We start from the raw sequence: 24,502 nt of genomic DNA on the forward strand, positions 1-24,502 counted from the left end.
GTGAGTCACGTCCTCGTTACGGCCCGGTCCGCATTCCCGGGGACAGGACGTTGATGCCGGCATCAACCGCTGCGGTGAGGAGTTCGACGTCGTACGAGACAAGAACGTCAACCTGCAGACGGATAGCAGTGGCCAGGTGAATGGCATCCGCGCTGCGCAGCCTGCCCGGCAGAGCCGCTGCGTACATGAGGTCCGAACGTACAAGATCGACCAGGTTGATGCCGCCGAGCGCTGCATTGACCAGTTCGCCGTGTATCGCACGGCGGCGCGCTGCGCAGTGGAGTTCTGTGTAGAGGAGCATGGACGCAACCAGGCTGTGGGTCTGGGAAGCTGCTGACAGGTACGCCGCCAAGGTGGGCGATTCCTGCTCCTCCACCACGAGTTTGAGGACTGCCGATGTATCCGCGTAAATGATCAACGGTCACCGCGAAGGTCGTCCAGAATCTCCTCCGTGCTGGATTCCAGAGTGACCCGGTGCAAGGCGGTGAAGTCGACGGGTCCAGTTGCGGGGCGTACCTGGCCTGCCAGCAGCAACCGTTCAAGGGGGGAAGCTGACGGCGGGATGAGTGTAGCGGCGATTTCGCCATTGTTGGTGACGTCGATTGTCTCCCCGTTCTTCACGCGTTCGAGGATCTTGCTGCTCTCGTTCCGCAGTTCACGGTGTGGAATTGTTGCCATAGCGCACCTCCGTAGCAAGTGTAGCAACCCAGGTGGCCCGGGGGAAGGTTCAGTCGCGTCCTTCCGCTTGCTCCCAGTGCCGCCGCAGCATCTCCGCCAGCCTGACGGGCTCCATCCGGTGGGGCGGGTCGAAGTGGTGGCGCTTGGCGAAGACTTCAAGATGGAAGTCCGGGAAGAAGACCCGCGCCAGCCGGCCGGCAATCTCGCCGTAGTCATCCGGGTTGCTCAGGCCGCCGAGGGCGCAGAACACGGGCGGGCGGAACGCCGCCAGGCGTTCCCGGTCCAGGTCGTAGCTCCGGAAGGTGCGCAGGAATGCCTTGATTCCGGCCGGCCGCCTGGCCATCCACGGCGGCGGGGGACCCGGCGGTGGCGGCGGAAGGACGACGTCGGGCTTGACTCCCAGCCTCATGAAGGCGGGTATGAGCTGCTCCGGAGGGAGGGCCTCCAGCTGTTCGTACTTTTTCCAGATCTCCGCGTGGGCGGGGCTCCAGTCCCAGGTCCCGGCCCAGGCGGGCTCCAGCAGGGCCAGGCTGAGCAGCCGCTCGGGGTGTTTCGCGGCGAAGGCCAGCGCCGCAGCCCCGCCGCCGGAATAGCCCACAAGGTGGAACGTTTCCCATCCCAGGGCATCAGCCTCGCGCAGCACGCCGCTGACCTCTGTGTCCAGGCTCCAGCCGGGCGGAGGCTCGTCCTCCGTGTAAAGCTCCAGGTCCTTGGCCACCGCCTGGACGTCCGGCCCCAGGGCTTCAATCAGAGCGCCGTACGCTTCCTGCGCGGGGAAAACGGCGCCCGGAAGCAGGATGGCCCGCATCGGTTCCATGGCAGAACCATACGCCTGGTGCCGCTGCTCCTGACAGGCCTGTGAAAGGGGACTGGGGTACCTCGGAGGCCGGTTGGTAAATGCTGCGCGCAATCTCCTGTAGTGTTGATCCTGTTGTTGTGTTTATGCAGTTGGTAGTTCAGGCAGTACGCGCGGTCGAAAGTCCGCGTTCTTCTGAAGTAGCGGTTTTGAACACCCCACACCGGAGGGCCCGAAAGTCGGGACTTTCCCTCCACCTTCACGAAGGACAAAAATAATGGCTACTGGTACCGTCAAATGGTTTAACGCTGAAAAGGGCTTCGGCTTCATTTCCCCCGATGACTCCTCACAGGACGTTTTCGCACACTACTCTGCGATCGCTTCCTCCGGCTTTCGCTCACTCGAAGAGAACCAGAAGGTCTCCTTCGAAACCGAGCAGGGCCCCAAGGGTCCCCAGGCCGTAAACATCCAGTCCCTCTAATTCCTTAGAGAAACTGGGGCCTTAGGGTTTCAAAGTTTGAAAGCATGGCCGGTCACTGACCGGCCATGCTTTTGTTTAACCCGCTTGTGCCAGGACAGCCCGCGATGCGGCGGCGCAGGTGCCGGGAGTGAACGTTTGTGCAGCCGCATGAACCGCCGGCCAGGCACGGGCTTTGGTCAGGCCCTCCGCGCACGGCCGCCCATTTAGCTACTGACCAGTAACAACGCCGGCTAAGCGGGCCAGGCGGTCCACATCCCGCTGCTTTGCGGTCTCCTCACACAGCCGCGCACGTCCGTTCACTTCTCGCCGCTGCCGCACCCGGCGTGCCTAGCATGGAAACCGGGCCCACAGCCTGGCTTCCGGCCCTGCACCCGCTGACACAAAACAAAGAGGTTTCCATGTCGCTGCTCACCAGAACCCTGTCCCTTGCCGCCTCCGCTGTCCTGGCCTCATCCCTGGCCGTGGCGCCCGCCCAGGCGGCCGTCGTCGAAATTTCCCCTCCCGGCGCGAATGACTGGTCCTGCACGCCAACTGCCGAACACCCCTATCCGGTGGTCCTGGTGCCCGGCACGTTCGAGAGCATGGTGAAGAACTGGTCCACCCTCTCGCCCTACCTCAAGAGCCAGGGCTACTGCGTGTTTGCCCTGAACTACGGCGAGACGAACGGCGTCTACGCCACGGCACCCGTCGCGGACTCCGCCCAGGAACTCGCCCCGTTCGTTGACGCGGTCCTGGCTTCCACCGGCGCCAGGAAGGTGAACCTGGTGGGCCACAGCCAGGGCGGCATGATGCCCCGCTACTACATGGGCTTCCTCGGTGGGGCCAAGAAGGTCAACCAGCTCATCGGCATTGCCCCCTCCAACCACGGCACCGAGGGCGTGATCATCCCGCCGCCGGAGGTCCTGGAAGACCCGGACTTCACCGCGCTCGGGTGTGCCGCGTGTGCCGACCAGCAGGCCGGCTCCCCGTTCATGCAGAAGCTCAATTCCATCGGTGACACCGTGGCCGGGCCGTCGTACACCGTGATCTCCACGGTCTATGACGAAGTGGTGATCCCGTACAACAGCCAGTTCCTCGCCGGCCCGGCGCGGCAGGTCACCAACATCACCATCCAGGACAAGTGCCCGTTGGACGTCTTCGAGCATGACCAGACACCCAACGACCCCGTGGTCCACCAGATCGTGGCCCACGCCCTGGGCAGGAGCTCAGGCCCGGCGGACCCGGCCTACCAGCCCCGCTGCGTGTAGCCTCTTCGCTACTCGTCCGGGCTCGGGCTGCGGACGTCCTTCTGGCCAATGTCGGCAGCGCCCAGTGCTGCCGCCGCCGGGCCGTGCGTGGTATCGTGCTCGCGGACCCGGAGCTCCGGGTGGTGCAGGTCCAGTGCCGGGCGCTCCGAGCGGATCCGCGGCAGCGACGTGAAGTTGTGCCGGGGCGGCGGGCAGGACGTGGCCCATTCCAGCGAGGCGCCGAAGCCCCAGGGATCATCCACGGTCACCTTCGTCCCGGTCCGCCAGGTGATGTAGACGTTCCAGAAGAACGGGAGCAGGGAAGCTCCCAGGAGGAAGGACGACATGGTGGAGAACTGGTTCATCCACGTGAAGTTGTCCTCCACCAGGTAGTCGGCGTACCGGCGGGGCATGCCCATGACGCCCAGCCAGTGCTGGATCAGGAAGGTGCCGTGGAAGCCCAGGAACAGCATCCAGAAATGGATCTTTCCAAGGCGCTCGTTGAGCATGGTGCCGGTGAACTTGGGCCACCAGAAGTAGAACCCGGCGAACATCGCGAACACCACGGTGCCGAAGACCACGTAGTGGAAGTGGGCCACCACGAAGTAGGTGTCGGAGACGTGGAAGTCCAGCGGCGGGGAGGCCAGAATGATGCCGGTGAGGCCGCCGAAGAGGAACGTGACCAGGAAGCCGATGCTCCACAGCATGGGCGTCTCGAAGGTCAGCGAGCCGCCCCACATGGTGCCGATCCAGTTGAAGAACTTCACGCCGGTGGGCACTGCGATCAGCATGGTCATGAACGCGAAGAACGGCAGCAGCACCGAGCCGGTCACGTACATGTGGTGCGCCCAGACGGTCATGGAGAGTGCGGCTATGGCAATGGTGGCGTAGACCAGGCCTTTGTAGCCGAAGATCGGCTTGCGGCTGAACACCGGGAAGATCTCGGAGACGATGCCGAAGAACGGCAGGGCGATGATGTACACCTCGGGGTGGCCGAAGAACCAGAACAGGTGCTGCCAGAGGACTGCTCCGCCGTTCTCCGGATCGTAGATGTGGGCACCGAAGCGCCGGTCCGCACCAAGCGCGAACAGGGCGGCTGCCAGCGGCGGGAAGGCCATGATCACCAGGATTGAGGTGACCAGGGTGTTCCAGGTGAAGATCGGCATCCGCCACATGGTCAGTCCCGGGGCGCGCATGCAGATGATGGTGGTGATGAAATTGACCGCACCCAGGATGGTCCCGAAGCCGGACAGCGCCAGGCCGAACACCCAGAGGTCACCGCCGATGCCCGGACTGAACGTGGTATCGGAGAGCGGAGCATAGGCAAACCAGCCGAAGGACGCGGCGCCCTGGGGCGTGATGAAGCCGGACATCGCAATCGTGGAGCCGAAGAGGAAGAACCAGAAGGCCAGCGCGTTGAGCCGCGGGAAGGCCACGTCCGGAGCGCCGATCTGCAGCGGCATGATGAAGTTGGCAAACCCGGCGAAAAGCGGGGTGGCGAACATGAGCAGCATCGCAATGCCGTGCATCGTGAACAGCTGGTTGTACTGCTCCTTGGTCTGCAGGATCTGCATGCCGGGCTCGAACAGCTCAGCGCGGATGAGCAGGGCCATCACCCCGGCCAGGCAGAAGAAGGCAAACGACGTGATCAGGTACATGTACCCGATGGTTTTGTGGTCGGTGGTGGTGATCCAGTTGACCACCATGCTGCCCTTGCTGCGCTTCGTGACAGCCGGCGCAGCGGTGGCAGCGAGCCCTTCAGTTGAATGTTCCGCAGTGGCCATCTTCCACCTCACCGAATCTTCCGTATGGCGCGGCAGGTCCTTCATGGGCCCTACTTTGAAGGCTACTCAGGATCATGGCCTCCGGGAAGGGGGTTCGTTCAGCCGCCCAGGCCCATCGCTTCCCGCACCTCGTCCAGGATGTGGTGCATCGCCGACTCCGCCACGGCAGTGTCGCCATTGGCCACAGCTGCCGCCACGTCCTCGTGCGCCTGAAGTGCCTCGTCCCGGGGCTTGAACGGCATGAGCCCCTGCTGGGTCCGGCTGGTCAGCACTTCCGCCACCATGCCTTCCAGCGCCTGGAACATCTCGTTCCCGCAGCTTCGCAGGAGCAGCTGGTGGAACTCGATGTCAGCGGCCAGGAACCCCTGGAGGTCGCCGGCTTCACCGAGCCGCCGCAGCTCAGCCCCGAGGGCAACGAGCTGGGCACGTTCCGCGGCACTGGCACGCCGGGCCGCACCGGCGGCGGCGATGGGTTCGACGGCGATGCGCAGCTCGGTGAGGCTGCTGTATTGGAGTTCGCGCCGGTCTGACGCCAGCCGCCAGCGCACCAGCTTCGGGTCAAAAACGTTCCAGAGCGACCGGTCCTGCACCACAATGCCCACGCGCCGCCGCGAGTAGACCAGGTTCATGGACTCCAGGACCTTCATGGTGTCCCTGGCCACGGTCCGCGATATGCCGTATTCCTGCTGCAGCCCCTCAAGGGTGAGCCGGCTGCCGGGGGCCAGGTTGCCGGAAGCGATGGCAACCCCTACCGCCTCCAGGACCCGCTCATGCATCGCGGGGGAGGCCCCGCCGTCGTGCGCTTCATCCGCGCCCTCATCTGTCGCCGTCGACATTTTGTCCGCCTCTCCTGCGCCGCAGCGCCCTCCAAGAATACCGGGAAAAAGAGCAAAGGTATGACCTGTAACACGAAAAGATAGTATCTTTTGGTCGAAAAGGTGATACCTTATGGCGTAGCCCACTTTTTGAGGGCACGCAGCGAGCTTCTTCGAAAGCCAAAGACGTCTTCTCCGGAGGTATGACATGCAGTATCCCCCCACGCACCTGGTGGTCATGGGCGTTGCCGGATCCGGCAAAACCACCCTTGCGGCGGCCCTTTCCTCGCGGCTGGGCTGGGCCTGCGCCGAGGCGGACGAGTTCCACCCCGAAGCCAACATCACCAAAATGACGCAGGGCATCCCGCTCCAGGACGAGGACCGCTGGCCCTGGCTGCAGGAAATCCGCACCTGGATGACCGCCCAGGCGAACGCCGGCTGCAGCACCGTCCTGACGTGTTCCGCCCTCAAGAAAAGCTACCGCCAGCTCCTGTCCGAAGCGGAGGGCCGCGTCGTCTTCCTCCATCTCGACGGCGGCGCGGACCTGATCAGCCAGCGCATGCTGGGCAGGGAAGGCCACTTCATGCCGCCCACCCTGCTGCCCAGCCAGCTGGCCACCCTCGAGCCGCTCAGCCAGGAAGAGCTCGACGCTGGCAGCCTCCGCCTGGACATCTCCCAGTCGCCTGACCAGCTGGTCGCCGCCGTCGTGCAGGCGTTGCAGCTTCCCGCCGGCCAGGCGCCCTGCGCGCCCTGACACCCCCTAGAACCCCAACAAATACTGTTTCAAAGGAGAACCATGACCATCGAAGGATGGACCCAAACGCTGGGCGCAGGACCCCTGCTGCTCATCGCCGGAGCAGCGATCCTCGTCCTGCTGTTCCTGATCATCAAGCTGCGCATGCACGCCCTGATCGCCCTGATCCTCATCAGCCTCGCCACCGCCTTCGCCACCGGCATTCCGGCCAACCAGGTGGTCCCTGTTCTGATCAACGGCTTCGGCACCACGCTCGGCACCGTGGCACTCCTGGTGGGCCTGGGCGCCATGCTCGGCCGCATCGTGGAAACCAGCGGCGGCGCCAAGGTGCTGGCCGACTACCTCATCGGTGTCTTCGGTGAAAAGCGTGCCCCGTTTGCACTGGGCCTGGCCTCCCTGATCTTCGGCTTCCCCATCTTCTTCGACGCCGGCCTGGTGGTCATGCTGCCCGTCGTGTTCGCCGTGGCCCACCGCCTGGGCGGGGGAGTGCTCCGCTACGGCCTGCCCGCCGCCGGCGCGTTCTCCGTGATGCACATCTTCCTGCCCCCGCACCCGGGCCCGGTCTCCGCATCTGCGTTCTTCGACGCCAACATCGGCCTGGTCACCATCGCCGGCCTTCTCGTCGCCATCCCCACCTGGTACGTCACCGCCTACCTCTTCGGCCTCTACACCGGCAAGAAGCTGGTCCTGCCCGTACCGGAAATCCTGGGCCACGCCTCCGCCGAGGCGGAATCACACCCGCCGCGCTTCCGCACCGTGGTGGGCCTGCTGCTCCTGCCGCTGCTACTGATCTTCATGAACACCGGGCTGAACACCCTGGCCTCATCCGGTGTGCTCGCCGAAGGCGTCAAGGACGAGCAGTGGTACCAGGTCCTCCGGACCCTGGGTGAGACCCCGGTGGCGCTGCTGATCTCGGTGCTGGTGGCCCTGTTCGTTCTGGGCACCAAGCGCGGCAAGGACGCCGGAGCCCTCGAGAAGCTCCTCGAATCCTCGCTCGGCCCGGTCTGCTCCGTCATCTTGATCACCGGCGCCGGCGGCATGTTCGGCGGCGTCCTGCGCACCTCCGGCATCGGCCAGGCACTCGCCGATGTCCTGGGCGACCTGGGCATTCCGCTGATCCTCGCAGGCTTCCTGATCTCCAGCATCCTGCGCATCGCCCAGGGATCAGCAACCGTTGCACTGACCACCACCGCAGGCCTGATCGCTCCGGCTGTGGCCCTGGCCGGACTGAACGGCATGCAGGTGGCCGCCATGGTAATCGCCGTGGCCGCCGGCTCCGTGGTGGTCTCCCACGTGAACGACTCCGGCTTCTGGCTGGTGGGCCGCTTCTTCGGCATGGACGTCAAGACCACGCTGAAGACCTGGACCGTTATGGAAACCCTCATCGGTGTGATGGGCTTCGCCATCGCGGCCGTGATCTTCCTGGTGGCCGGAGTGGCGGGCTAGCGCCCTCCCCAGCCACGGCTGAGTGGACAACAGCGGCGGGGCGGGCAGCAGGAATGCTGGCCGCCCCGCCGTCGTCGTACCCGGAGTCTCTTTGGGCCTGACCGCACGGCCGGGATGGAGCCGTGGGGCGGGCTGGATGGCGGCCGGTGCTACGTGCGGGCGTCGATGTCCTTCTGGACCACGGCGGCGAGCGTGCGCAGCACCTGCTGATCGGACGGGGAGAAGGACCTGGGCTGCTGGTCGATGACGCAGAGCGTCCCAATGTTCCAGCCCCGCGGCCCGTGCAGGGGGTAGCCGGCGTAGAAGCGGATATAGGGCTCGCCGGTGACCAGCGGATTCGAAGCAAACCTGTCATCGGACAGCGTGTCATTGATGACCAGCATCGCGTTCCGCTCCACCGTTTCCGTGCAGAGCGCGAAGATGCGGGGAGCCTCCTCGCGCAACGGCCCGACGGCCGACTTGAAGAACTGGGCATCCTCGGCGATCAGGGACAGCGACGCTGCACCCACGCCAAAGAACTTCCAGGCGGCAGCAACAACGCGGTCGTACACTTCCTCCGGACCGGTGTACAGAAGGTCCGTCTCGTGCAGCGACTTCAGGCGTTCGGCCTCGGCCCGTTCCGGGGAAAGCAGGGATTTGCCGGCGGCCCCCAGGGCGGCAAGCGCGTCTTCTTTGTCAGGCTGGCGGCGGGCCGGTTCCCGGCCCGCGGGCCGTGCCTGGGTCTGTTCTGCCGGGAGGTCCTTCGCCGCATCAGGCCCGCGTTCGATCGCGGGCAGGGCCAGTGCTTCATGCAGGTAGGCGTCCAGTTCGAACGCGGAACAGGGGGACCTGCCGAAGTAGGACGGCCAAAGCTTTTGTGGATCCAAGCCGATCGTGGCGGCGAGTTCGAGCCGCCGCTTCACTTCTTTGTCGATTGCGGCCACCTCCCATGAGACGCGTTTCCGGGGTCCGCGCACTCTGTAGTTGCAAAAGCCATGTTGATAAGCTTACTTAGTAATTGCGGCCCCGGCTACCTGGCATGGTTCCGGGGCTTTCCGGGCCTTCCGGGCGGCGGGGTGGCGGCGCAACTTCGCCGCTGGCGCACCGCAGCCAGGCCGGGGTTTGTGGTGTGGGGCTTTAGTGCAGGGCTACCTGCCTGCGGTACGGCTCTTGGGCGCTTTCGGGGGCAGTCCCGCCACATGTTCATACGCTTTGCGGATCCATGCCCTGGCGCGGGCATCATCGCCGTCGCCTTCCTCATTCCAGATCTCCGGCAGGCCGGTATACTCGCGCATCGGCCGGTCCGCCGGGCCGAACGGGACGGTCCGCTCGCCGCTTTCGAGCTGCTGCCTGTCCCCACTGGAGAGCCGGATGCCGATGGTGGGCCCGAAAAGCCCGGCGAACATGTTGCCGTTGACGAACGCGCCGAGGTTCCCGAACATCGGCTTCACCGACACCTCCGGGACGTCCGGAACCAGCGACCGGAAACGCTCCTTGTCAGCCTCCGTCGCTTTGGGCATCTCCATTGCTTCCCCCTGGGATCGGACGGCTGGTGTGTGCAGGATATGCCCTGCGGGGTGTGCCGGGGAACACCCGCCGGTCCGCCGTCGTTGTGCCGGTAGGCAGCGCGCCCACGCCGGGCGCCGGACGTTCCACAACCGAAGGACACCCCTTGACCCCTCGCACCATCGTGATCACCGGCGCCAGCGACGGCATCGGCGCAGCAGCCGCGCGTACCCTGGCCAGGGCAGGGGACCAGGTGGTCGTCGTCGGCCGCTCGGAGGAAAAGACGCGGGCCATTGCCAAGGAGATGGACGCCGACTACTTTGTCAGCGACTTCTCCGAGCTCGCGCAGGTCCGCACCCTGGCCGCCCAGCTGGAGTCCGACTACCCGCGCATCGACGTCCTGGCCAACAACGCCGGCGGCATCATGGGCAAGCGCACCCTCACCGTGGACGGCAACGAGGCAACGTTCCAGATCAACCACCTGGCCCCGTTCCTCCTCACCACGCTGCTGATGGAAACCCTCGCTGCCAGCAACGCCAAGGTGATCAACACGTCCAGCGGCGCCAACAGCTTCGGCAAGCTGGACCTGTTCGACCTCAACGCCGAGCACGGCTACTCCACCAACCGCGCCTACGGCACCGGCAAGCTCGCCAACATCCTCTTCACGTCCGAGCTGCACCGCCGCTTTGGTGGGCAGGGAATCACGACGGCGGCGTTCCACCCGGGCGTTGTGCGCACCAACTTCGCGGCGGACTCCACCAGCCCGTTCCGGCACGCCTACAAGACCCTGCTGAACCGCTTAATGCTGACCCCGGACCAGGGTGCCGACACCCTGCTGTGGCTGGTCAACGGCACTGCGGGCAAGGACTGGATTTCCGGGGCGTATTACTACAAGCGTGCCCTGGCCAAGGCCAACCGCCAGGCCTACGACGCCGAGCTGGCCCGCCGCTTGTGGGAGCAGAGCGAGGAGCTGGTCAAGGGCTCCTGAGGTCCGCTGCCGGCCGGATGCAACGGAAATGCGTGGCTTTTGGGGTTTGCCAGAGGCGGAGCCCGCGTGTTGTCGGGGCCTGGGCTCCTTGGGAAGCCAAAAGTCACGCATTTGCGTCAGCGGGCGCGCTCTACATCTGCCGCGGCCTCTGGCTGGCCCCGGGCTACCAGGCCGGCCACCACGCCGTCCACGTCCGCTTCCGGCCGGTTCTGGCTCAGCTTGGCCTTCGCCTCGATCCGGGTGATGACCAGTTCCACGCCGACAATTGCCCGCAACTGCCCGGAGATGAAGCGCTCCGGTGCGTCGTCCACGTCCCAGGGATGGTCGAAGCCGGACTCGTGCACTCCGGTGAGCCGCCGGACCTGCCGGTCCAGCCACGCCGGATCGTCATGGATCACCAGCCGCCCGTACACATGCGCCGTGGTGTAGTTCCACGTGGGGACTACGCGTCCGTGCTCGGCCTTGGCGGCGTACCAGGACGGGGAGATGTAGGCGTCCGCGCCCTGGATGATGGCAAGGGCCTCCCCGACGGCGGGCGCGGACCACTGCGTGTTGTTCCGCGCCAGGTGCCCCTGCAGCGCGCCGAACTCCCCGGCGTCGGGCTCGTAGACAAAGGGCAGGAGTGTAGCCACGAGGCCCTGCTGGGTCATGGTGACCAGGTTCGCCGCACCCGGCCCGGTGAGCAGGTGCTGGACGGTTTCTGGGACAGCGGCGAAGTGGGCTGGAATGTACATGGGGCTAGTCCTTTACTGGCTGGAGTGCTGCGGGATGAAGTTCGGAGGACGGGGCAGGCGCGGGCTTGAGCCGAACCCGGACGGCCGCCGCGGCGCACAGGATGACGGCCAGCCCGCCCATGACCGTGGACCAGGCCAGGGCCTCGCCCAGCAGGAGCGCCGCCCAGCAGATGGTGAGGACGGGCTGGATGAGCTGGATCTGGCTGACCCGGGCGATGGGGCCGATGGCCAGGCCGCGGTACCAGGCGAAGAATCCCAGGAACATGCTCACCACGGCGAGGTACCCGAACGCTGCCCACTGCACGGGAGTCGCGGACGGCGGCTGCTGGGAAGCGGACGCGGCTGCCAGGACCAGCATCAACGGCGAGGCGAGGACCAGTGCCCACGAAATGGTCTGCCAGGAGCCCAGTTCCCGGGCCAGCAGGCCACCTTCCGCATAGCCGATCGCCGCGGCGGCCACTGAACCGAGGAGCAGCAGGTCCGCCCAGTGGAGGACGCCAAGGCCGCCGGACTGGGCGGATGCGAAGACGGTCACCGCAAGGGCGCCCACACTGCTGACGAGCCAGAACGCCGCGGGCGGGCGTTCCCGCCCGCGAATGACCGCAGCGGTGGCCGTCGCGGCAGGCAGCAGGGCGATGACAACGGCGCCGTGGCTTGCGGCGGTGCTGGTCAGGGCGTAGGAGGTCAGTAGCGGAAAGCCGATGACGACGCCGGCAGCGACGACCGCCACACGGAGCCATTGCGTCCCGCGGGGGAGCGCCTGCCGGGTGAGTGCCAGTGCGGCACCGGCCAAAACAGCCGCCACTACTGCCCTGCCCGATCCGATAAACAGCGGTGTCAGGCCTGCGACCGCCACTTTGGTGAACGGGACGGTGAGCGAGAATGCCGCGACTCCAAGGAAGCCGAGCCACAATCCAGCTGAGTTGGAATGGGATAACGCGGTGCGCCTCAGAGGAGTAGCGCTACTATTGTCTCTCATGAACAACGATAGCAGTTCGCGGATTGTGGCGCACCTGAAATCCTGGATGGCCACTGCGGCGCCGGGAGCGAAACTGCCTTCCACGCGGTCCCTCGTGGCCGACTACCAGGCAAGTCCCGTCACGGTGCAGAAGGCCCTGCAGACCCTCGCAGCGCAGGGACTCATCGAGAGCCGGCCGGGCGTCGGGACCTTCGTACGGGCGGTCCGGACGGCACGCCCCTCCGATTACGGCTGGCAGACAGCGGCCCTCCGCTCCCCGCTGGCGGCACTGCCACCGGCCTCCTCCACCATGCGGGAGGTGCCGCAGGACGCGATTTCCTTCCATTCGGGCTATCCGGCCAGGGAGCTCCTGCCCGAGCGGCTGGTCCGGGCAGCGCTCACCCGGGCCGCCCGTGGAGACGCCGCGCTGTCCCGGCCTCCCGCCGCAGGGATGCCGGAGCTGCAATCGTGGTTCGCCCACGAGCTCGGCGCGTCGACGCCCGCCGGGATTACCCCGCCCAACCCGAGCGACGTCGTCGTACTCCCTGGCAGCCAGAGTGGACTGAGCTCCATCTTCAGTGCCCTGGTGGGCAGGGGGCAGCCGCTGCTGATGGAGTCACCCTCCTACTGGGGCGCCATCCTGGCGGCGGCGCAGGCTGGTGTCCGTGTTGTACCCGTGCCCAGCGGACCGGACGGACCGGAACCGGGGGAGCTGGCGCGCGCCTTCGACGAATCAGGCGCCAGGGTCTTCTACGCTCAGCCCAACTACGCCAACCCCACGGGCGCGCAGTGGCCAGCGGAGACGCGCGACCAGGTCCTTGACGTGATCCGTGCCAAGGGGGCGTTCCTTGTGGAGGACGACTGGGCGCACGACTTTGGCATCAGCTCCCACCCCGTACCGGTGGCCTCCCGCGACGATTCCGGGCATGTTGTGTACCTGCGCTCGCTGACCAAGAGCGTTTCCACGTCCATCCGGGTGGCCGCACTCATTGCACGCGGTCCGGCGAGGGACCGCATCCTGGCTGACAGGGCGGCGGAATCGATGTACGTCAGCGGGCTTCTGCAGGCGGCAGCGCTCGACGTCGTCACGCAGCCGGGGTGGCAGACGCACCTGCGCAGCCTGCGGCACCAGCTGGAGTCACGCCGGGACCTGCTGGTCACCAGCGTCCGGGAACATATTCCGCAGGCGCACATTGAACAGGTGCCGAAAGGGGGGCTTAACCTGTGGCTGCGCCTGCCCGACGGGACGGACCTGCTGCGGCTGGTCCGGGACTGCGAGACAGCCGGCGTCATCGTCGCCCGCGGGGACGAATGGTTTCCGGCGGAACCGGCGGGTCCGTTTATCCGGCTCAACTTTTCGGGCACGAATCCGGGCGCCTTCCCCGAAGGCGCCCGGATCATTGGGCAGATGCTGGAGCGGAACCTGGCTTATTGAGCCGCCTGGCTAGGGAGCAACAAGTGGGCAGATATTTGTCGCCTGTCCACTGCCCGTGAACATCCCGCCTCGTTCGGAGAAATCACTGTTGAGGGTCCAGCTGACTGTGCCGCTTGTAACGTACACGCCCGCATCATGTCCATTTGCTTCAGGCACCGTTATGACGTTCCTGCCTGTCGCCGTGATGAAGAGTCCATCATCTGATGCGCTCTCGATTCGGTTGGCACCGGTCGCTACATACGTCACCGATTTGCCGGTAGGACCGCTGACCGTGACTCTCAGGTTGGGTGACGTGGTAATGAACCTGCCACCAGGCAAACTAATGAATCCGCCCTTCCCGGTAGGTGTGAGGGTGACCTCAAAGTCGGGGGATCCTGAACAGACGGCCGTAATGGGATTGGGATCGACAGGTCCAGGGACTGCGGGAGCTGCAAATGCCGACTGTGCAGGTGCGACGAGCGCTGCTGCGGCCAGGGCAGCCGGGGCCAGTGTGCGCGCAATTGTGGTTTTCATTCGATCTTCCTTTCAGGTGTACTCAGTGTGAGTGGCTCAACGGTGGCCCCAAGGGCTTAACGGAGCCTTAATCCAACGGCTAACTCTGGATCCAGCACGGGCCTGGGAGCATGATGGGGGTGATGCCGCTCCTCGGGGCGCATTAGGACAGGGCGGGGGCTAGGGGTCGCTGGTCGATAAACGCCACGGGATAGGGCACAGCCCGCTTCCGAGGCCGGTCAGTGAGGGGTGCTCGCCGATGAGCGCACTGTGGATCAGGGCCCTGGGCCCATTACAGGTGATTGCTGACGGCGTCCCGGTTCCAGTCAGCAGCCTCAGCCTGCGTATTGTCCTGGAATGCCTGGCTCTGCGGGCGAACTCGGTTGTAGCAGCCGACTTCCTGGCTGAGGTCATCTGGGACGGCCACCCGCCCGCGCGTCCGGGCCCGCAGCTGCAGGTGTACGTCGCGAACCTGCGGAACCTGCTTGAACCCAACCGCCGCAAAGGGGTTGCCTCGCACCGCCTGGCCAGCAGGCCGGGCGGCTACCTCCTTGCAGTTGAAGACGACGAACTCGACCTGCTGCAGTTCCGCGCACACCTTGCCTCCGGCGAGCGCGCAGTGGAGGCGGGCGAACTCGCCGGCGGCGCGGTGAGCCTGCGCCAGGCCCTGGATTTGTTCGTGTGCCCTGCCTTTCCGGACCTGGCCGACGTCGAGGTTCTGGCGCCGGACCTCGAAGCGGTGGAGGAGGCCCGGCTGGACGCTTACCAGGACCTCCTCGATGTTGAACTGGCACTGGGCCGCCACGCCAACGTGGTGGGGGAGGTGCAGCGGCTGGTATCGCAGCATCCCTTCCGGGAACGCTTGTGGGCGTCCCTGGTGCTTGCGTTGTACCGCTCCGACCGGCAGGCAGACGCCCTTGCCGCTTGCCGTGCGGCCCGGAAAGCCTTTGCTGCGGAGCTGGGCATTGATCCCGGGACGCGCCTGCGGGAGCTGGAAGCACTGGTGCTGCGCCAGGATGCCTCCATTGGGCCGCCAGTCATCAATGACGACCGCCGTGCCAGGCAGCGCCTCGACAACGTGCCCGCCCCACTCACCCCTATGGTGGGCCGGGATACAGAACTGGGAGAGATATGTTCGCTCTACCGTTCGGAGGGATGCCGGCTGGTCACCGTCACGGGGGCGGGCGGGGCAGGGAAGACCCGCCTCGCGATGGCGGCGGCCGCACGTTTGGGCGAGCGCATGCCCGACGGCGCGGGCTGGGTCAATCTGTCCCCGCTTACCCACGTTGAGCAGGTGCCTGGTGCCATTACAGCGGCACTCGGACTGGAAGCGCCGGCAGGCCAGGACCCGCTGAAGATCGCCTCCCGATTTCTCCATGCCCGCCGCCTGCTGCTGGTCCTGGACAACTTCGAGCACCTGGTGGACGCGTGGCCTGTGGTGCTGGAGTTGCTCACTGCAGCCCCTGAACTCCGGATCCTCACCACCAGCCGGAGGCGGCTGGGGTTGCGTCCCGAGTATGAATTCGAACTTGCTCCACTGGAGCTGCCACCCCTCGACCCGCCCCTGCCTCTCCGTCGGCTTCAGGAGGTACCAGCAATGAAGCTGCTCTTGAACCGGGGCCGGACGGTCCGCCCCCGCCTTTCGGTAGACCACGGAAACGCCGCTGTACTAACACGCCTGTGCCATCGCTTGGACGGGTTGCCGTTGGCCATTGAATTGGCTGCGGCCCAGCTGCGGCACCTTACCGAGCACGATCTCCTCGCTGACTTGGAGGTCAGCCTTGCCCCGTTGCGGGGCACCTTCCCGGACCTTCCGGACCGGCAGCAAACCCTCACTGCCACGATCGAGTGGAGTTACCAGCTACTTGCTGACGCAGAACGCGAACTCTTCGGCCAACTGGGTGTTTTCGCCAACGATCCAACCATGGCAGCCATTGAGGCTGTGCGCGGCTCCCTTCCCTCTGGCGCGCCCCCCACGGAAGAACTGCTGTCCGCGCTCGCGGACCACAGCCTGCTGCGGCGCTACACCGACCAGGCCGGACGGCGCCGCGTGTCGCTGCTGCAATCCATCCGGGAGTTTGCCCGTGACCGGCTGGCACTACTTCCTGAGGAACACGAGGTACGCCGGCGGCATGCCGGGCACTATCGTGCCTTGGCCGAGGCCGTAGGCCCAGTTTTGTGGGGCCCGGACCAGGTGGACGCTTTCCGCTTACTGAAGGCTGACGAGCCGGATTTGCGCGCGGCACTGTTGTGGGCAGCCGGACCCGACGGCTCCAAGGACGTGGCGCTGGGCCTGGTGGGGCAACTCTGGCATTACTGGGAGCTGACGGGCGACGTGGCGGAACAGTGCGGGATCGCCCTGAAGCTGCTCGACGGCACCCCCAACGCTCCGCTGGCGCTGCAGGGTCCCGCCCTTAGCGGAACGGCCACGTTGTGCTGGATGCTCGGCCGCGGTGACCAGGCGTCGAGGCTTCATTCCCGAGCGCTTCAGGCGTTCCACGACGCCGGCAACGACCAAGGCGTTGCGTGGGCCAGGATGTGCCTGGCGGTCCAGGCGATGGAGCGTGACGACGCCGCCAGCGCCCAGCGGCTCGCCGCAGGAGTATTGTCGATGCCCCGTGCCACCCCGCGCACAAGGGTTGGTGCTTTGATTCTCCTGAGCATCCTGGCGTACTACGCTGGCGACCATGCCCGGGCCCTGGAACTGCGCCATGCGAGCGTCGAGCTTTCCCGCCCGCTTGGGGATCGATGGTTGCTCGGAATTGCCCTGACCAACCTGGCCGAAAGCACACAGCAGGCCGGCGACAATGGCGTCGCGGAGCGCTTGCTCGTCGAGGCAGTCACCGCGGCGCTTGAGCTCGATGCGCAGGGCCAGGTTGCAGGTATTTTGGAACAAATTGCCGACGTCTACGTCAGCCGGCACCGCGTCGAGCGGGCCATCCGCCTGCTGGCGGCCACTGACAGCTACCGCACTGACCGTGGACTACCGCTTTACCCCGCCGAACAGCATCACATTGCATCCGTCATTACCAGAGCGCGCAATGAAGCCGGCCCGATCCGCTTCGGCCTTGCGTGGGAAGGCGGAAAAGGCCTCAGCCTAAGGGAGGCGGCCTACGAGGTGCTCCAGGGCGCACACTTCACCGGATTGCCGCCTGGCCCTGCCCCGGCATCAACAGGACGGCATCCCTCCACTCCGGAGGGCGCTACCGACCCGGCTCCCTGGACGTGACGCTTACGCCACCGGCACCCGCGTAACAGCGTGCAATATAAACATGACTTCATGCATTTAATGACTAAAAATTCGGCTGCCGTGCTACTTTCAACACTGCCGCCGCGCACTTCTTCGTCGCTAAGGACCGGGACCTGGAGACTGCGCGCGCTCCCATTGCTGAGTCCGACCCTTGGAGACGCCCGTGGAACCCACAACAGACGTGAAGCTGGATGCCCAGCCGGCCAGGCCAGTGGCCGACTCCGGACTCCGCCGGTCCATGGGTCCGCGCCATCTGGTGATGATCGCCATGGGCGGCGTGATCGGCTCCGGCCTGTTCCTCAGCTCCGGCTACACCATCTCCCAGGCCGGACCGCTCGGCGCGGTCATCGCCTACCTCATCGGCGCCTTCGTGGTGTACCTGGTGATGGCGTGCCTCGGTGAACTCGCCATTGCCTACCCGGTCTCCGGTGCGTTCCATATCTACGCCGCCCGCTCCATCGGCCCCGCCACGGGATTCGCCACCGCCTGGCTGTACTGGCTGTGCTGGGCCGTGGCTATCGGCTCCGAGTTCACCGCCTCCGGCCTGCTCATGCAGCGCTGGTTCCCGGACGTGGAGGTCTGGGTCTGGTGCCTGGTCTTCGCGGCCGTCCTCTTCGGCTTCAACGCCGTGTCCTCCAAGTTCTTCGGCGAGTCCGAGTTCTGGTTCGCCATCGTCAAGGTCGCCGCGATCATCGGCCTCATTGTCCTGGGCGGTGCGGCCCTGTTCGGCTTCCGCCCGCTCGGCGGCGGAGGAGAGCACCCGTTCCTGTTCGAGAACTTCGCCACCGAGGGCGGGCTGTTCCCCAACGGCTTCACCGGCGTCCTGGTCACCGTACTCGCGGTCTTCTACGCCTTCTCCGGCTCGGAACTCATCGGCGTGGCCGCCGGTGAAACCAAGGACCCGGCCACCAGCATCCCCAAGGCTCTGCGCACCACGGTGATCCGCCTGCTGATCTTCTTCGTCGGAGCCATTGCGGTCATCGCCGCCACCATCCCGTACAGCGAGGCGGGCCTGGACGAAAGCCCGTTCGTGACGGTCTTCTCAGCGATCGGACTCCCGTTCGCCGCCGACATCATGAACTTCGTCATCATCACCGCACTCCTCTCGGCCGGCAACAGCGGACTGTTCTCCTGCGCCCGCATGCTCTACTCCCTGGCCGACGAAGGCCACGCGCCACGCGCCTTCAAGAAGCTGACCCGCCGCGGCATCCCGCTGGTCGCACTCTCCGTGAGCATGGTGGGCGGGGTGGCATCCCTGGTCAGCAGCGTGGTGGCCCCGGAGACCGTCTACCTGGTGCTCGTGTCCGTGGCCGGGTTCGCTGTGGTGGGCGTCTGGATGTCCATCACCGCCTCGCACTTCTTCCACCGCCGCGCGTTCGTCCGCAACGGCGGCGACGTCTCCACCCTCGCCTATAAGGCCCCGCTCTTCCCCCTGGTGCCCATCCTGGCGTTCTCGCTGTGCGTCGTTTCCCTGGTGGGCATCGCCCTGGACCCCACCCAGGCCGCCGCGCTCTACTTCGGCATTCCCTTTGTGGCTGCCTGCTACGCCTGGTTCCACTTCCGCTACGGCCGCAAGGCCGTGACTGCCAGGTAACCAGGAAGCACGGAGCGGACGACGGCGGCTGCCGGCAAGGTGCGTTGGGGCACCTTGCCGGGCGGGCGCCGTCGTCCTTTCCGGCATGATGCGTGCCCCGCCCAGGGAGGGCGCTGCCCATGGAACAATGGGGCGTGGTGACCGGCCGGGAGGGGCAGATAAGCGTGGATTCGTCCGCTGAGGCGTCGTCAATGGCGCAGGGGCTCCGGATTGTCCGGCTGGTAGCTGACAGGGAGAAGCTGGGCCGCCAGCTGCTGGGCGTTTCACAGCTGGCCGTCGAGCTGGACATGGAGCAGAGCCGCGTCTCCCGCCTGGCGCAGGAACTGTGCGATCTCGGACTGCTGGAGCGCGTGGACCGCGGGCCGTTCCGGACAGGTCCGCGCTTCTTCAGCCTGGCCGCGGCACTGAACACCGGCTGGGTCCGGGAGGCAAGAACCGAACTTGAGGCGCTGGTCGCGGCGCTGGGACTGCGCGCGCGGCTCTCCGTCCGGGACGGCTACCGCGTGACCCTGGTCCGGGCCTCCAGCAACGACGCCGTGCCCGGCAGCTTCGTCAAGCCGGGCATGGTGACTCCGGCCTGGTGCACCGGCGCGGGCCGGGCGCTGCTGTGGGACCTTGACCGGCCGGCACTGGATTCCCTGCTGCAGGACGTGAACTACATCGGCATCGGGGGACCGGGGGCCGCCCACTCTACCGATGGGGTCTGGGACCTCATGGTCCGCGACCGTGGCGCCGGGTTCATCACCGCAGCCGAGGAATTCGAACACGACGTGGTGGAACTCGCGGTTCCTGTCCGCGACGCCGGCGGTGCCATCCTCGCCTCGCTGAGTGTGCTGGGCAGCCGTGCCGGGATCGGTCCGGATGCGGCGGCTGCGGCGGCTGTGCTCACCAGCGCGGCGGAACGGCTCGGATCCCGCGCGGGCGCCCGCTAGTCCAGCGGCCGGTACCCGAGCCGCTGCTCAAGCCACGCTCCCTGGGCCACCAGTGCGTCCGCGCATGCCTTCCGGCGCGGTCCCAGGCGGTCCTTGATGCCAACGATCTGCAGCGCAGCCACCACGTCGCCCTTGAAATCCCGGACGGGGACGGCCAGGGAATAGAGGCCCGGTTCTGCCTCCTCATCCACGATCGAGTAACCCCGCTTCCGGGCAGCTTCACGCCGTGCCAGGAAATCGTCCACGTCGGCCGGTGTGTTGGGGCCGTGCCGCACAAAAGCCACGTCCGCGAAGACGGTACGCACTTCCGCTTCCGAGGCCTCCCACAGCACGGCCTGTCCGGCGTCGCTGCAGTATGCGGGATAGGGCCGGCCCAGCCAGGAGCCCACCAGGTTGCTGCTGGCCGGGACGCTTTCGCCGATGGTCACTGTGCTGTCCCCGTGAAGGACCCCCAGGAAGCAGGCTTCGTCCGATCCTGCGGCCAGCGTGTCCAGGGCGGTGGCGCCGTCCGACTGCAGGCGGCGTTCGGTCAGCAGCTGGGCGTCGGTGAGGACGGACCAGTCCAGGCTGTAGGTGCGCTGGCCGGCCTTCCGGAGGAAACCCTCCTTTTCGGCGCCGCGGAGGTTGCGTGAGACCTGGCTGCGGTCCTTGCCAAGATCGGCGGCGATGTCCGCCACCGTGCCGCCGGGATCTCCCGCTGCATGGCGGGCGCCCACAGCAAAGAGGGCCAGGATTCCGCGGCCCATGCTGGAGGTTTTTGGCATGGTGACGAGTCTAATGGAGGGGCAGGGCCTGGCCGCCCGCTCAGCAGATGGCAAACACCCGCGCCGGGAAGCCGCTGCCGCCCTGGGGTTTTGGCCAGGAAGCGACGACGGCGGCGCCGGATTCCGGGAGTCCGTCCAGGCTGGCCATCAGTTCGATCTGCCAGCGGCCCTGTTCCAGGACATACGTTTCCAGGCTGAAGTCCTGCCGGGAGGTGGCCAGGCCCGGGTCGGTGTCCGTCTGCTCGTGCCCGATGGCGGCCACGGCGCGCTGCTCAACCAGGAAGGAGAGCACCTCCCGGGACCAGCCGGGCGTGTGGCTCAGGCCTTCGCTGTCCCGGTTGGCCATTGCCTCCGGATCGGGCCAGCGGCGGCTCCAGCCCGTACGAAGGGCCACAAAGGAACCCGGTGGGACGGTGCCGTTCCGGATCTCCCAGTCCTGTACGTCCTGCAGGGTGGGTGTGGCGTCCGGGTTGCCCGCCACCCGCTGGCTGATGTCCAGGACCACCAGCGGAAGGATCATCTCCTCCACCGGAATCTGGTCCAGCGTCCTGCCGCCGCGGATGAAATGCGAGGGCGGGTCCACGTGGGTTCCCCACTGGCCCACGATCGTGTAGCGGTGGGCGGTGAAGCCGTCACCTTTGTCCAGGTCGAAGAGGGCTTCGCGCTGCTCATCGGGAAAAGCGGCGAAGTGGGGCTGGCCCGGGTGGAAGGCGTGCGTAAGGTCCACGAACCGCCGGCCCGCGATCACCGATTGGAGGCCCTCCCAGAGGGGCATGGTGCTGGTGTCCGTCACGATGCGGCTGCTCCTTCTGTCATGGGTGCTTCTGCCGTTGGGGCCAGTGCGGTACTGGAGACGCTGATGGGGCCGGTCACTTCGATGACCGGGACTTCCCAGGGATGGATGTCCACGAGGTGGCGCATGAAACGCTCGACGGCGGCGTCCTCCAGTGAGGCGTCGAAATAGGTGGTGAAAACGAAGGTTGGCGAGAGGGTCTGCTCACCCACGCGTCCCAGGGTGGGGTTGGCGCCCTCGGCAGTAGTGAAGCCCTCGAAACCCAGGCTGGACTCAAACACGTGCTTGTAGTTGCCGAAGTCGCCGAGTTCCCGGAATTCAGCCAGGGCCTGCAGCAGGTGCGCGATCCCCGGATCATCCCGGAAGGCGTCCGGCTCGCCCTTTGACAGTTGCCCGAAGGTGGTGCCGCTGATGGGCCAGTGCACGCGCAGCTTGCGTACCGGGTGAAGTTGAACGTCCAAGAACCTTGCCTCTTTCCTTTGCCGGGTGACGGCTGCCAGCCATCGTGACAGAAAGAAATAATCATTACAAGCATAAATAAATGCGTATTATGACTAGTATGCCTTCGACCGTGCAGCTCTCGTCCTTGCTGGAATCCGGGGAACACCTCGTGACCGACGGCGCCCTGGCCACGGAACTCGAGGCCCGCGGCTGCAACCTCGACGATCCCCTGTGGTCCGCCAAAGTGCTTGTCGAAAATCCGCACCTGATCAGGGACGTCCACCGCGACTACTTCTCCGCCGGTGCCCGGATTGCCACCACCGCCAGCTACCAGGCAACGCCGCAGGGCTTCGCGCGGCGGGGGATGAGCGGGCAGGATGCCCTGGAACTGGTGGCGTTGTCGGTCCGGCTGGCGGACGAGGCCCGCCGCGCCCACTTGGCTGCCACCCCGGGCGCGGGCGCACTGCTCATCGCCGGGTCTGTTGGTCCCTATGGCGCCTACCTGGCAGATGGCTCGGAATACCGCGGCGACTACACGCTGCGGAAAGAGGAGTTCATGGACTTCCACCGGCCAAGGGTCGCTGCGCTCGTCGCTGCCGGTGCGGACTTCCTGGCCTGCGAGACGCTCCCGTCGTTCGCCGAAGCCGAGGCGCTGGCGGCACTCATGGACGAGTTCGGCGCCGAATCCTGGTTCTCCTTCTCCCTGCGGGACGGCGCCCATATCAGCGACGGCACGCCGCTCACGGCAGTGGCAGGGCTCCTTGACGCTAACCCCCTGGTGGCAGCGATCGGTGTGAACTGCGTGCCGCTGCACCTGGTCACCCCCGCGCTCGCCGCCCTCCAGAGCGCGACGGCCAAACCGCTGGTTGCCTACCCCAACTCAGGCGAAACCTATGATCCCGTCACCAAAACCTGGGGCCCAACCACGGCACCCGGAGAGGGAAACTGGGACGCACACCCCGTGGACCCCGCCGCCGGCGTCGCCACGTGGCTGGACCACGACGCCCGCATCATCGGCGGATGCTGCCGCACGGCGCCTGCCGACATCGCCGCCGTCGGACAGGCCCTTGCCGCGCAGCGCTGAATCCTAAGGCGCTGAATCTGAAGGCGCTGGACCTGAAGGTCCTCAGCCGCCCTCTTCTTTGGTGTCCTTGTCCCGGGCGTCCTGTTCCTCCGCGTGTTCAGCCTTTTCCCGGGCCTCCTGCTGGTGCTGCTCAAGTTTTGCCTCGGCGTCCCTGCGGCGGTATCCGATCGATCGGGCCTGTTCGGGGGTGGGATGCCGGTGTTCCCGCTCCCAGGCATGGTCATTGACACCGGTGCCGGGCACGGCCTCGTCATCAGGATCAATAATGTCTTCACCCATATCCAAACCCTGTCACAGTCGCGGGACAGTGTGTAGGGCCCTACGCCCCAAGCCGCCCGTAGGTGGTGATCACGTTGCCCTTGCTGGTCCGGGACTGGTCCAGCAGGACCAGACGGGTGCAGGGGTCGCCGTCCTGGAAGAGGCGCCGGCCGCTCCCCGCCACCACCGGATGGGTCATGAGCGTCAGGGAATCCAGCAGGCCGGCGAACAGCAGCTGCCGCGTGACCGAGATGCTGCCGCACACGGCAATTTCGCCGCCCTCACGCTCCTTGAGCGCTGCCGTAAATTCCTCCAGCGGGGCGTCCATCAGGCGCGAGTTCTGCCATTCGAGAGGTTCCGCCAGGGTGCGCGATGCCACGAACTTCTCCACCGGGTTGATGAAGGCGGCAAAGTCCTCGTCCACGGATGCGGTGGGCCAGTACCCGGCCCACTCCTGATAGCTCACCCGGCCCAGCACCACCGTGTCCACGGTGTCCATCATGGTGGTCAGGCCGGCTCCCAGCTCGTCGTCAAAGCTGTCGAACTGGAACTTGTAGGGATCGGACACCACGCCGTCCACGGAGTGGAACAGGCCGGCGGTGACTTTGCGCATGGGGACCTCCTGGAGGGCTTTGTGAGCGGACACGCCTCACGCTAGTGGGCCCCTTGAGCCAGCGGAAGATCCCTGCAACAGCGGACGACGACGGCCGCCCCAGTTACGTTCATCACTCGCCGAGGCGTCTTGCACGGTTTGGCCGATCCTGAGCCCCATACTTGTGGTGAGCGGCTGTTGCCGTGCCCCGGCCAGGCAGGAGGAAAGTGCATGGAAACCCTGAAAAAGATCGTGAGCAACCAGTATTTTCCGGCCGCTGCAGTCCTTACCGCCGTGCTGCTGTTCTGGGCCGTGGGACTCCTGGGCGGGCTGTCCCTCCTGCACAACAACCAGCCCCCGCTGACCACCCTGACCTGGATGCTGTTTGTCTACACCGCTGCGGTCCTCACCCCGCTGGCGGGCATCGTGGCCGCCGCCGACCTGCTCCGCCGCTGGCGCCGCAACCGCGACGCCCGGATGGCCTACGCCGGGCACCCGGAAGACGAGTATTCAGTGGCCCGGCAGGTGGTGCCCGAGCATGCAGCAGAAGCAGGGCCGGCGGAAGCACAGACAGTGGCCCAGCAGGTGGTGCCCGAGCATGCAGGCGAAGAACCGGCAGTCCGGCACGCAGCGCCGCCCGCACCCGCAGCATCCCAGCCGAAGAAATCCGCGAAGCAGGCAGGCCGCAAGCAGGCCGCTTAGCCGGCTCGCGCCGTCGTCGT

At 66.4% G+C, this 24,502-nt stretch carries 26 protein-coding genes; 11 read left to right on the forward strand and 15 right to left on the reverse strand.

Translation table 11 applies throughout. The features are described 5' to 3' along the window. Positions 1 to 16 precede the first annotated feature (16 nt). Genes HTS88_RS02945 through HTS88_RS02955 form a run of 3 tightly spaced genes read right to left on the reverse strand, consistent with a single transcriptional unit; the run spans position 17 to position 1,495 of the window. The gene (locus HTS88_RS02945; RefSeq protein ID WP_174175341.1) at positions 17 to 418 is read right to left on the reverse strand and encodes a type II toxin-antitoxin system VapC family toxin; all 402 of its coding nucleotides are present in this window, start codon (positions 416 to 418) and stop codon (positions 17 to 19) included. Beyond that, a complete protein-coding gene (locus tag HTS88_RS02950) occupies positions 415 to 678 on the reverse strand; it encodes a type II toxin-antitoxin system Phd/YefM family antitoxin (protein WP_174175343.1) in 264 nt (87 codons plus the stop codon). Before HTS88_RS02950 ends, HTS88_RS02945 begins: the two co-directional genes overlap by 4 nt. A 49-nt stretch (positions 679 to 727) precedes the next feature. Then, a complete protein-coding gene (locus HTS88_RS02955) occupies positions 728 to 1,495 on the reverse strand; it encodes an alpha/beta fold hydrolase (RefSeq protein ID WP_174175345.1) in 768 nt (255 codons plus the stop codon). A gap of 256 nt (positions 1,496 to 1,751) precedes the next feature. Between HTS88_RS02955 and HTS88_RS02960 the strand changes: the two genes are divergently transcribed. Further along, positions 1,752 to 1,955 (forward strand): cold-shock protein, encoded by a 204-nt coding sequence (locus HTS88_RS02960; protein ID WP_066274236.1) that lies wholly within the window; start codon positions 1,752 to 1,754, stop codon positions 1,953 to 1,955. Between the two features lie 398 nt (positions 1,956 to 2,353). Then, positions 2,354 to 3,202, forward strand: coding sequence for an esterase/lipase family protein (locus HTS88_RS02965; RefSeq protein WP_174175347.1), 849 nt, complete (start codon positions 2,354 to 2,356; stop codon positions 3,200 to 3,202). An 8-nt stretch (positions 3,203 to 3,210) separates the two neighbouring features. On the opposite strand, the gene ctaD is transcribed toward HTS88_RS02965, so the two are convergent. Both ctaD and HTS88_RS02975 read right to left on the reverse strand, forming a co-directional pair. Next, positions 3,211 to 4,965 (reverse strand): aa3-type cytochrome oxidase subunit I, encoded by a 1,755-nt coding sequence (gene ctaD, locus HTS88_RS02970; RefSeq protein WP_174175655.1) that lies wholly within the window; start codon positions 4,963 to 4,965, stop codon positions 3,211 to 3,213. A 98-nt stretch (positions 4,966 to 5,063) separates the two neighbouring features. After that, the gene (locus tag HTS88_RS02975; RefSeq protein WP_174175349.1) at positions 5,064 to 5,801 is read right to left on the reverse strand and encodes a FadR/GntR family transcriptional regulator; all 738 of its coding nucleotides are present in this window, start codon (positions 5,799 to 5,801) and stop codon (positions 5,064 to 5,066) included. Between the two features lie 187 nt (positions 5,802 to 5,988). Between HTS88_RS02975 and HTS88_RS02980 the strand changes: the two genes are divergently transcribed. Both HTS88_RS02980 and HTS88_RS02985 read left to right on the forward strand, forming a co-directional pair. Beyond that, positions 5,989 to 6,534 carry a gluconokinase gene (locus HTS88_RS02980; protein WP_174175351.1) on the forward strand — a complete coding sequence of 182 codons (546 nt, stop codon included), beginning with the start codon at positions 5,989 to 5,991 and terminating at the stop codon, positions 6,532 to 6,534. Positions 6,535 to 6,576: 42 nt separating this feature from the next. Continuing rightward, complete coding sequence (locus HTS88_RS02985; protein WP_174175353.1) at positions 6,577 to 7,980, forward strand: GntP family permease; 1,404 nt, start codon at positions 6,577 to 6,579, stop codon at positions 7,978 to 7,980. A 149-nt stretch (positions 7,981 to 8,129) separates the two neighbouring features. Here HTS88_RS02985 and HTS88_RS02990 read toward each other — a convergent pair whose 3' ends face one another. Both HTS88_RS02990 and HTS88_RS02995 read right to left on the reverse strand, forming a co-directional pair. Beyond that, positions 8,130 to 8,903: a GAF domain-containing protein gene (locus HTS88_RS02990; protein ID WP_174175355.1), complete on the reverse strand. Its 774-nt coding sequence runs from the start codon at positions 8,901 to 8,903 to the stop codon at positions 8,130 to 8,132. 204 nt (positions 8,904 to 9,107) lie between these two features. After that, positions 9,108 to 9,485, reverse strand: coding sequence for a TfoX/Sxy family protein (locus HTS88_RS02995; RefSeq protein WP_174175357.1), 378 nt, complete (start codon positions 9,483 to 9,485; stop codon positions 9,108 to 9,110). A gap of 146 nt (positions 9,486 to 9,631) precedes the next feature. Between HTS88_RS02995 and HTS88_RS03000 the strand changes: the two genes are divergently transcribed. Beyond that, a complete protein-coding gene (locus HTS88_RS03000; protein WP_174175359.1) occupies positions 9,632 to 10,453 on the forward strand; it encodes an SDR family NAD(P)-dependent oxidoreductase in 822 nt (273 codons plus the stop codon). Positions 10,454 to 10,569: 116 nt separating this feature from the next. Here the strand turns inward: HTS88_RS03000 and HTS88_RS03005 are convergent, their stop codons facing one another. Next, positions 10,570 to 11,187 (reverse strand): FMN-binding negative transcriptional regulator, encoded by a 618-nt coding sequence (locus HTS88_RS03005; protein ID WP_174175361.1) that lies wholly within the window; start codon positions 11,185 to 11,187, stop codon positions 10,570 to 10,572. 4 nt (positions 11,188 to 11,191) lie between these two features. Further along, positions 11,192 to 12,166, reverse strand: coding sequence for a DMT family transporter (locus tag HTS88_RS03010; protein ID WP_174175363.1), 975 nt, complete (start codon positions 12,164 to 12,166; stop codon positions 11,192 to 11,194). Between HTS88_RS03010 and HTS88_RS03015 the strand changes: the two genes are divergently transcribed. After that, positions 12,165 to 13,580, forward strand: coding sequence for an aminotransferase-like domain-containing protein (locus tag HTS88_RS03015; protein ID WP_174175365.1), 1,416 nt, complete (start codon positions 12,165 to 12,167; stop codon positions 13,578 to 13,580). The genes HTS88_RS03010 and HTS88_RS03015 overlap by 2 nt on opposite strands. Before the next feature lie 9 nt (positions 13,581 to 13,589). On the opposite strand, the gene HTS88_RS03020 is transcribed toward HTS88_RS03015, so the two are convergent. Beyond that, positions 13,590 to 14,093 carry a hypothetical protein gene (locus HTS88_RS03020; protein WP_174175367.1) on the reverse strand — a complete coding sequence of 168 codons (504 nt, stop codon included), beginning with the start codon at positions 14,091 to 14,093 and terminating at the stop codon, positions 13,590 to 13,592. 238 nt (positions 14,094 to 14,331) lie between these two features. Between HTS88_RS03020 and HTS88_RS03025 the strand changes: the two genes are divergently transcribed. From HTS88_RS03025 to HTS88_RS03035, 3 genes are all read left to right on the forward strand, one after another. Further along, on the forward strand, positions 14,332 to 17,301 hold the full coding sequence (locus HTS88_RS03025) for an AfsR/SARP family transcriptional regulator (protein ID WP_174175369.1): 2,970 nt from the start codon (positions 14,332 to 14,334) through the stop codon (positions 17,299 to 17,301). 184 nt (positions 17,302 to 17,485) lie between these two features. Then, positions 17,486 to 18,916, forward strand: a complete 1,431-nt coding sequence (locus HTS88_RS03030; RefSeq protein WP_174175371.1) for an amino acid permease — start codon at positions 17,486 to 17,488, stop codon at positions 18,914 to 18,916. Between the two features lie 164 nt (positions 18,917 to 19,080). Beyond that, entirely contained in the window at positions 19,081 to 19,848 is a 768-nt protein-coding gene (locus tag HTS88_RS03035; protein ID WP_174175657.1) for an IclR family transcriptional regulator, read from the forward strand. On the opposite strand, the gene HTS88_RS03040 is transcribed toward HTS88_RS03035, so the two are convergent. The 3 genes from HTS88_RS03040 to HTS88_RS03050 are packed head-to-tail and all read right to left on the reverse strand — an operon-like array spanning position 19,845 to position 21,866. Then, positions 19,845 to 20,612: an IclR family transcriptional regulator gene (locus tag HTS88_RS03040; RefSeq protein WP_174175373.1), complete on the reverse strand. Its 768-nt coding sequence runs from the start codon at positions 20,610 to 20,612 to the stop codon at positions 19,845 to 19,847. The two genes, HTS88_RS03035 and HTS88_RS03040, sit on opposite strands and share 4 nt — an antisense overlap. Before the next feature lie 40 nt (positions 20,613 to 20,652). Next, on the reverse strand, positions 20,653 to 21,387 hold the full coding sequence (locus HTS88_RS03045) for a cyclase family protein (protein ID WP_174175659.1): 735 nt from the start codon (positions 21,385 to 21,387) through the stop codon (positions 20,653 to 20,655). 14 nt (positions 21,388 to 21,401) lie between these two features. Then, positions 21,402 to 21,866, reverse strand: coding sequence for a hypothetical protein (locus tag HTS88_RS03050; protein WP_174175375.1), 465 nt, complete (start codon positions 21,864 to 21,866; stop codon positions 21,402 to 21,404). 98 nt (positions 21,867 to 21,964) lie between these two features. On the opposite strand from HTS88_RS03050, the gene mmuM reads away from it, so the two are divergent. Further along, the gene (gene mmuM / locus HTS88_RS03055) at positions 21,965 to 22,930 is read left to right on the forward strand and encodes a homocysteine S-methyltransferase (RefSeq protein ID WP_174175661.1); all 966 of its coding nucleotides are present in this window, start codon (positions 21,965 to 21,967) and stop codon (positions 22,928 to 22,930) included. 42 nt (positions 22,931 to 22,972) lie between these two features. Here the strand turns inward: mmuM and HTS88_RS03060 are convergent, their stop codons facing one another. Both HTS88_RS03060 and HTS88_RS03065 read right to left on the reverse strand, forming a co-directional pair. Beyond that, positions 22,973 to 23,209, reverse strand: coding sequence for a hypothetical protein (locus HTS88_RS03060; protein ID WP_174175377.1), 237 nt, complete (start codon positions 23,207 to 23,209; stop codon positions 22,973 to 22,975). 40 nt (positions 23,210 to 23,249) lie between these two features. Next, a complete protein-coding gene (locus HTS88_RS03065; protein WP_174175379.1) occupies positions 23,250 to 23,801 on the reverse strand; it encodes a dihydrofolate reductase family protein in 552 nt (183 codons plus the stop codon). Positions 23,802 to 24,011: 210 nt separating this feature from the next. Here HTS88_RS03065 and HTS88_RS03070 point away from each other — a divergent pair, with 210 nt between their 5' ends. Continuing rightward, the gene (locus tag HTS88_RS03070; protein WP_174175381.1) at positions 24,012 to 24,482 is read left to right on the forward strand and encodes a hypothetical protein; all 471 of its coding nucleotides are present in this window, start codon (positions 24,012 to 24,014) and stop codon (positions 24,480 to 24,482) included. Positions 24,483 to 24,502 lie beyond the last annotated feature (20 nt).

It is taken from the genome of Pseudarthrobacter oxydans (genome assembly GCF_013314975.1).
In the GTDB taxonomy this organism is placed as follows: domain Bacteria; phylum Actinomycetota; class Actinomycetes; order Actinomycetales; family Micrococcaceae; genus Arthrobacter; species Arthrobacter oxydans.

Coding starts and splice junctions, on each gene's coding strand:
- HTS88_RS02950 (WP_174175343.1), bottom strand. CDS start 678: ATGGCAACAATTCCACACCGTGAACTGCGGAACGAGAGCAGCAAGATC.
- HTS88_RS02955 (WP_174175345.1), bottom strand. CDS start 1,495: ATGGAACCGATGCGGGCCATCCTGCTTCCGGGCGCCGTTTTCCCCGCG.
- HTS88_RS02960 (WP_066274236.1), top strand. CDS start 1,752: ATGGCTACTGGTACCGTCAAATGGTTTAACGCTGAAAAGGGCTTCGGC.
- HTS88_RS02965 (WP_174175347.1), top strand. CDS start 2,354: ATGTCGCTGCTCACCAGAACCCTGTCCCTTGCCGCCTCCGCTGTCCTG.
- ctaD (WP_174175655.1), bottom strand. CDS start 4,965: ATGGCCACTGCGGAACATTCAACTGAAGGGCTCGCTGCCACCGCTGCG.
- HTS88_RS02975 (WP_174175349.1), bottom strand. CDS start 5,801: ATGTCGACGGCGACAGATGAGGGCGCGGATGAAGCGCACGACGGCGGG.
- HTS88_RS02980 (WP_174175351.1), top strand. CDS start 5,989: ATGCAGTATCCCCCCACGCACCTGGTGGTCATGGGCGTTGCCGGATCC.
- HTS88_RS02985 (WP_174175353.1), top strand. CDS start 6,577: ATGACCATCGAAGGATGGACCCAAACGCTGGGCGCAGGACCCCTGCTG.
- HTS88_RS02995 (WP_174175357.1), bottom strand. CDS start 9,485: ATGGAGATGCCCAAAGCGACGGAGGCTGACAAGGAGCGTTTCCGGTCG.
- HTS88_RS03005 (WP_174175361.1), bottom strand. CDS start 11,187: ATGTACATTCCAGCCCACTTCGCCGCTGTCCCAGAAACCGTCCAGCAC.
- HTS88_RS03015 (WP_174175365.1), top strand. CDS start 12,165: ATGAACAACGATAGCAGTTCGCGGATTGTGGCGCACCTGAAATCCTGG.
- HTS88_RS03010 (WP_174175363.1), bottom strand. CDS start 12,166: ATGAGAGACAATAGTAGCGCTACTCCTCTGAGGCGCACCGCGTTATCC.
- HTS88_RS03020 (WP_174175367.1), bottom strand. CDS start 14,093: ATGAAAACCACAATTGCGCGCACACTGGCCCCGGCTGCCCTGGCCGCA.
- HTS88_RS03025 (WP_174175369.1), top strand. CDS start 14,332: ATGAGCGCACTGTGGATCAGGGCCCTGGGCCCATTACAGGTGATTGCT.
- HTS88_RS03040 (WP_174175373.1), bottom strand. CDS start 20,612: ATGCCAAAAACCTCCAGCATGGGCCGCGGAATCCTGGCCCTCTTTGCT.
- HTS88_RS03045 (WP_174175659.1), bottom strand. CDS start 21,387: ATGCCCCTCTGGGAGGGCCTCCAATCGGTGATCGCGGGCCGGCGGTTC.
- mmuM (WP_174175661.1), top strand. CDS start 21,965: ATGCCTTCGACCGTGCAGCTCTCGTCCTTGCTGGAATCCGGGGAACAC.
- HTS88_RS03060 (WP_174175377.1), bottom strand. CDS start 23,209: ATGGGTGAAGACATTATTGATCCTGATGACGAGGCCGTGCCCGGCACC.
- HTS88_RS03065 (WP_174175379.1), bottom strand. CDS start 23,801: ATGCGCAAAGTCACCGCCGGCCTGTTCCACTCCGTGGACGGCGTGGTG.
- HTS88_RS03070 (WP_174175381.1), top strand. CDS start 24,012: ATGGAAACCCTGAAAAAGATCGTGAGCAACCAGTATTTTCCGGCCGCT.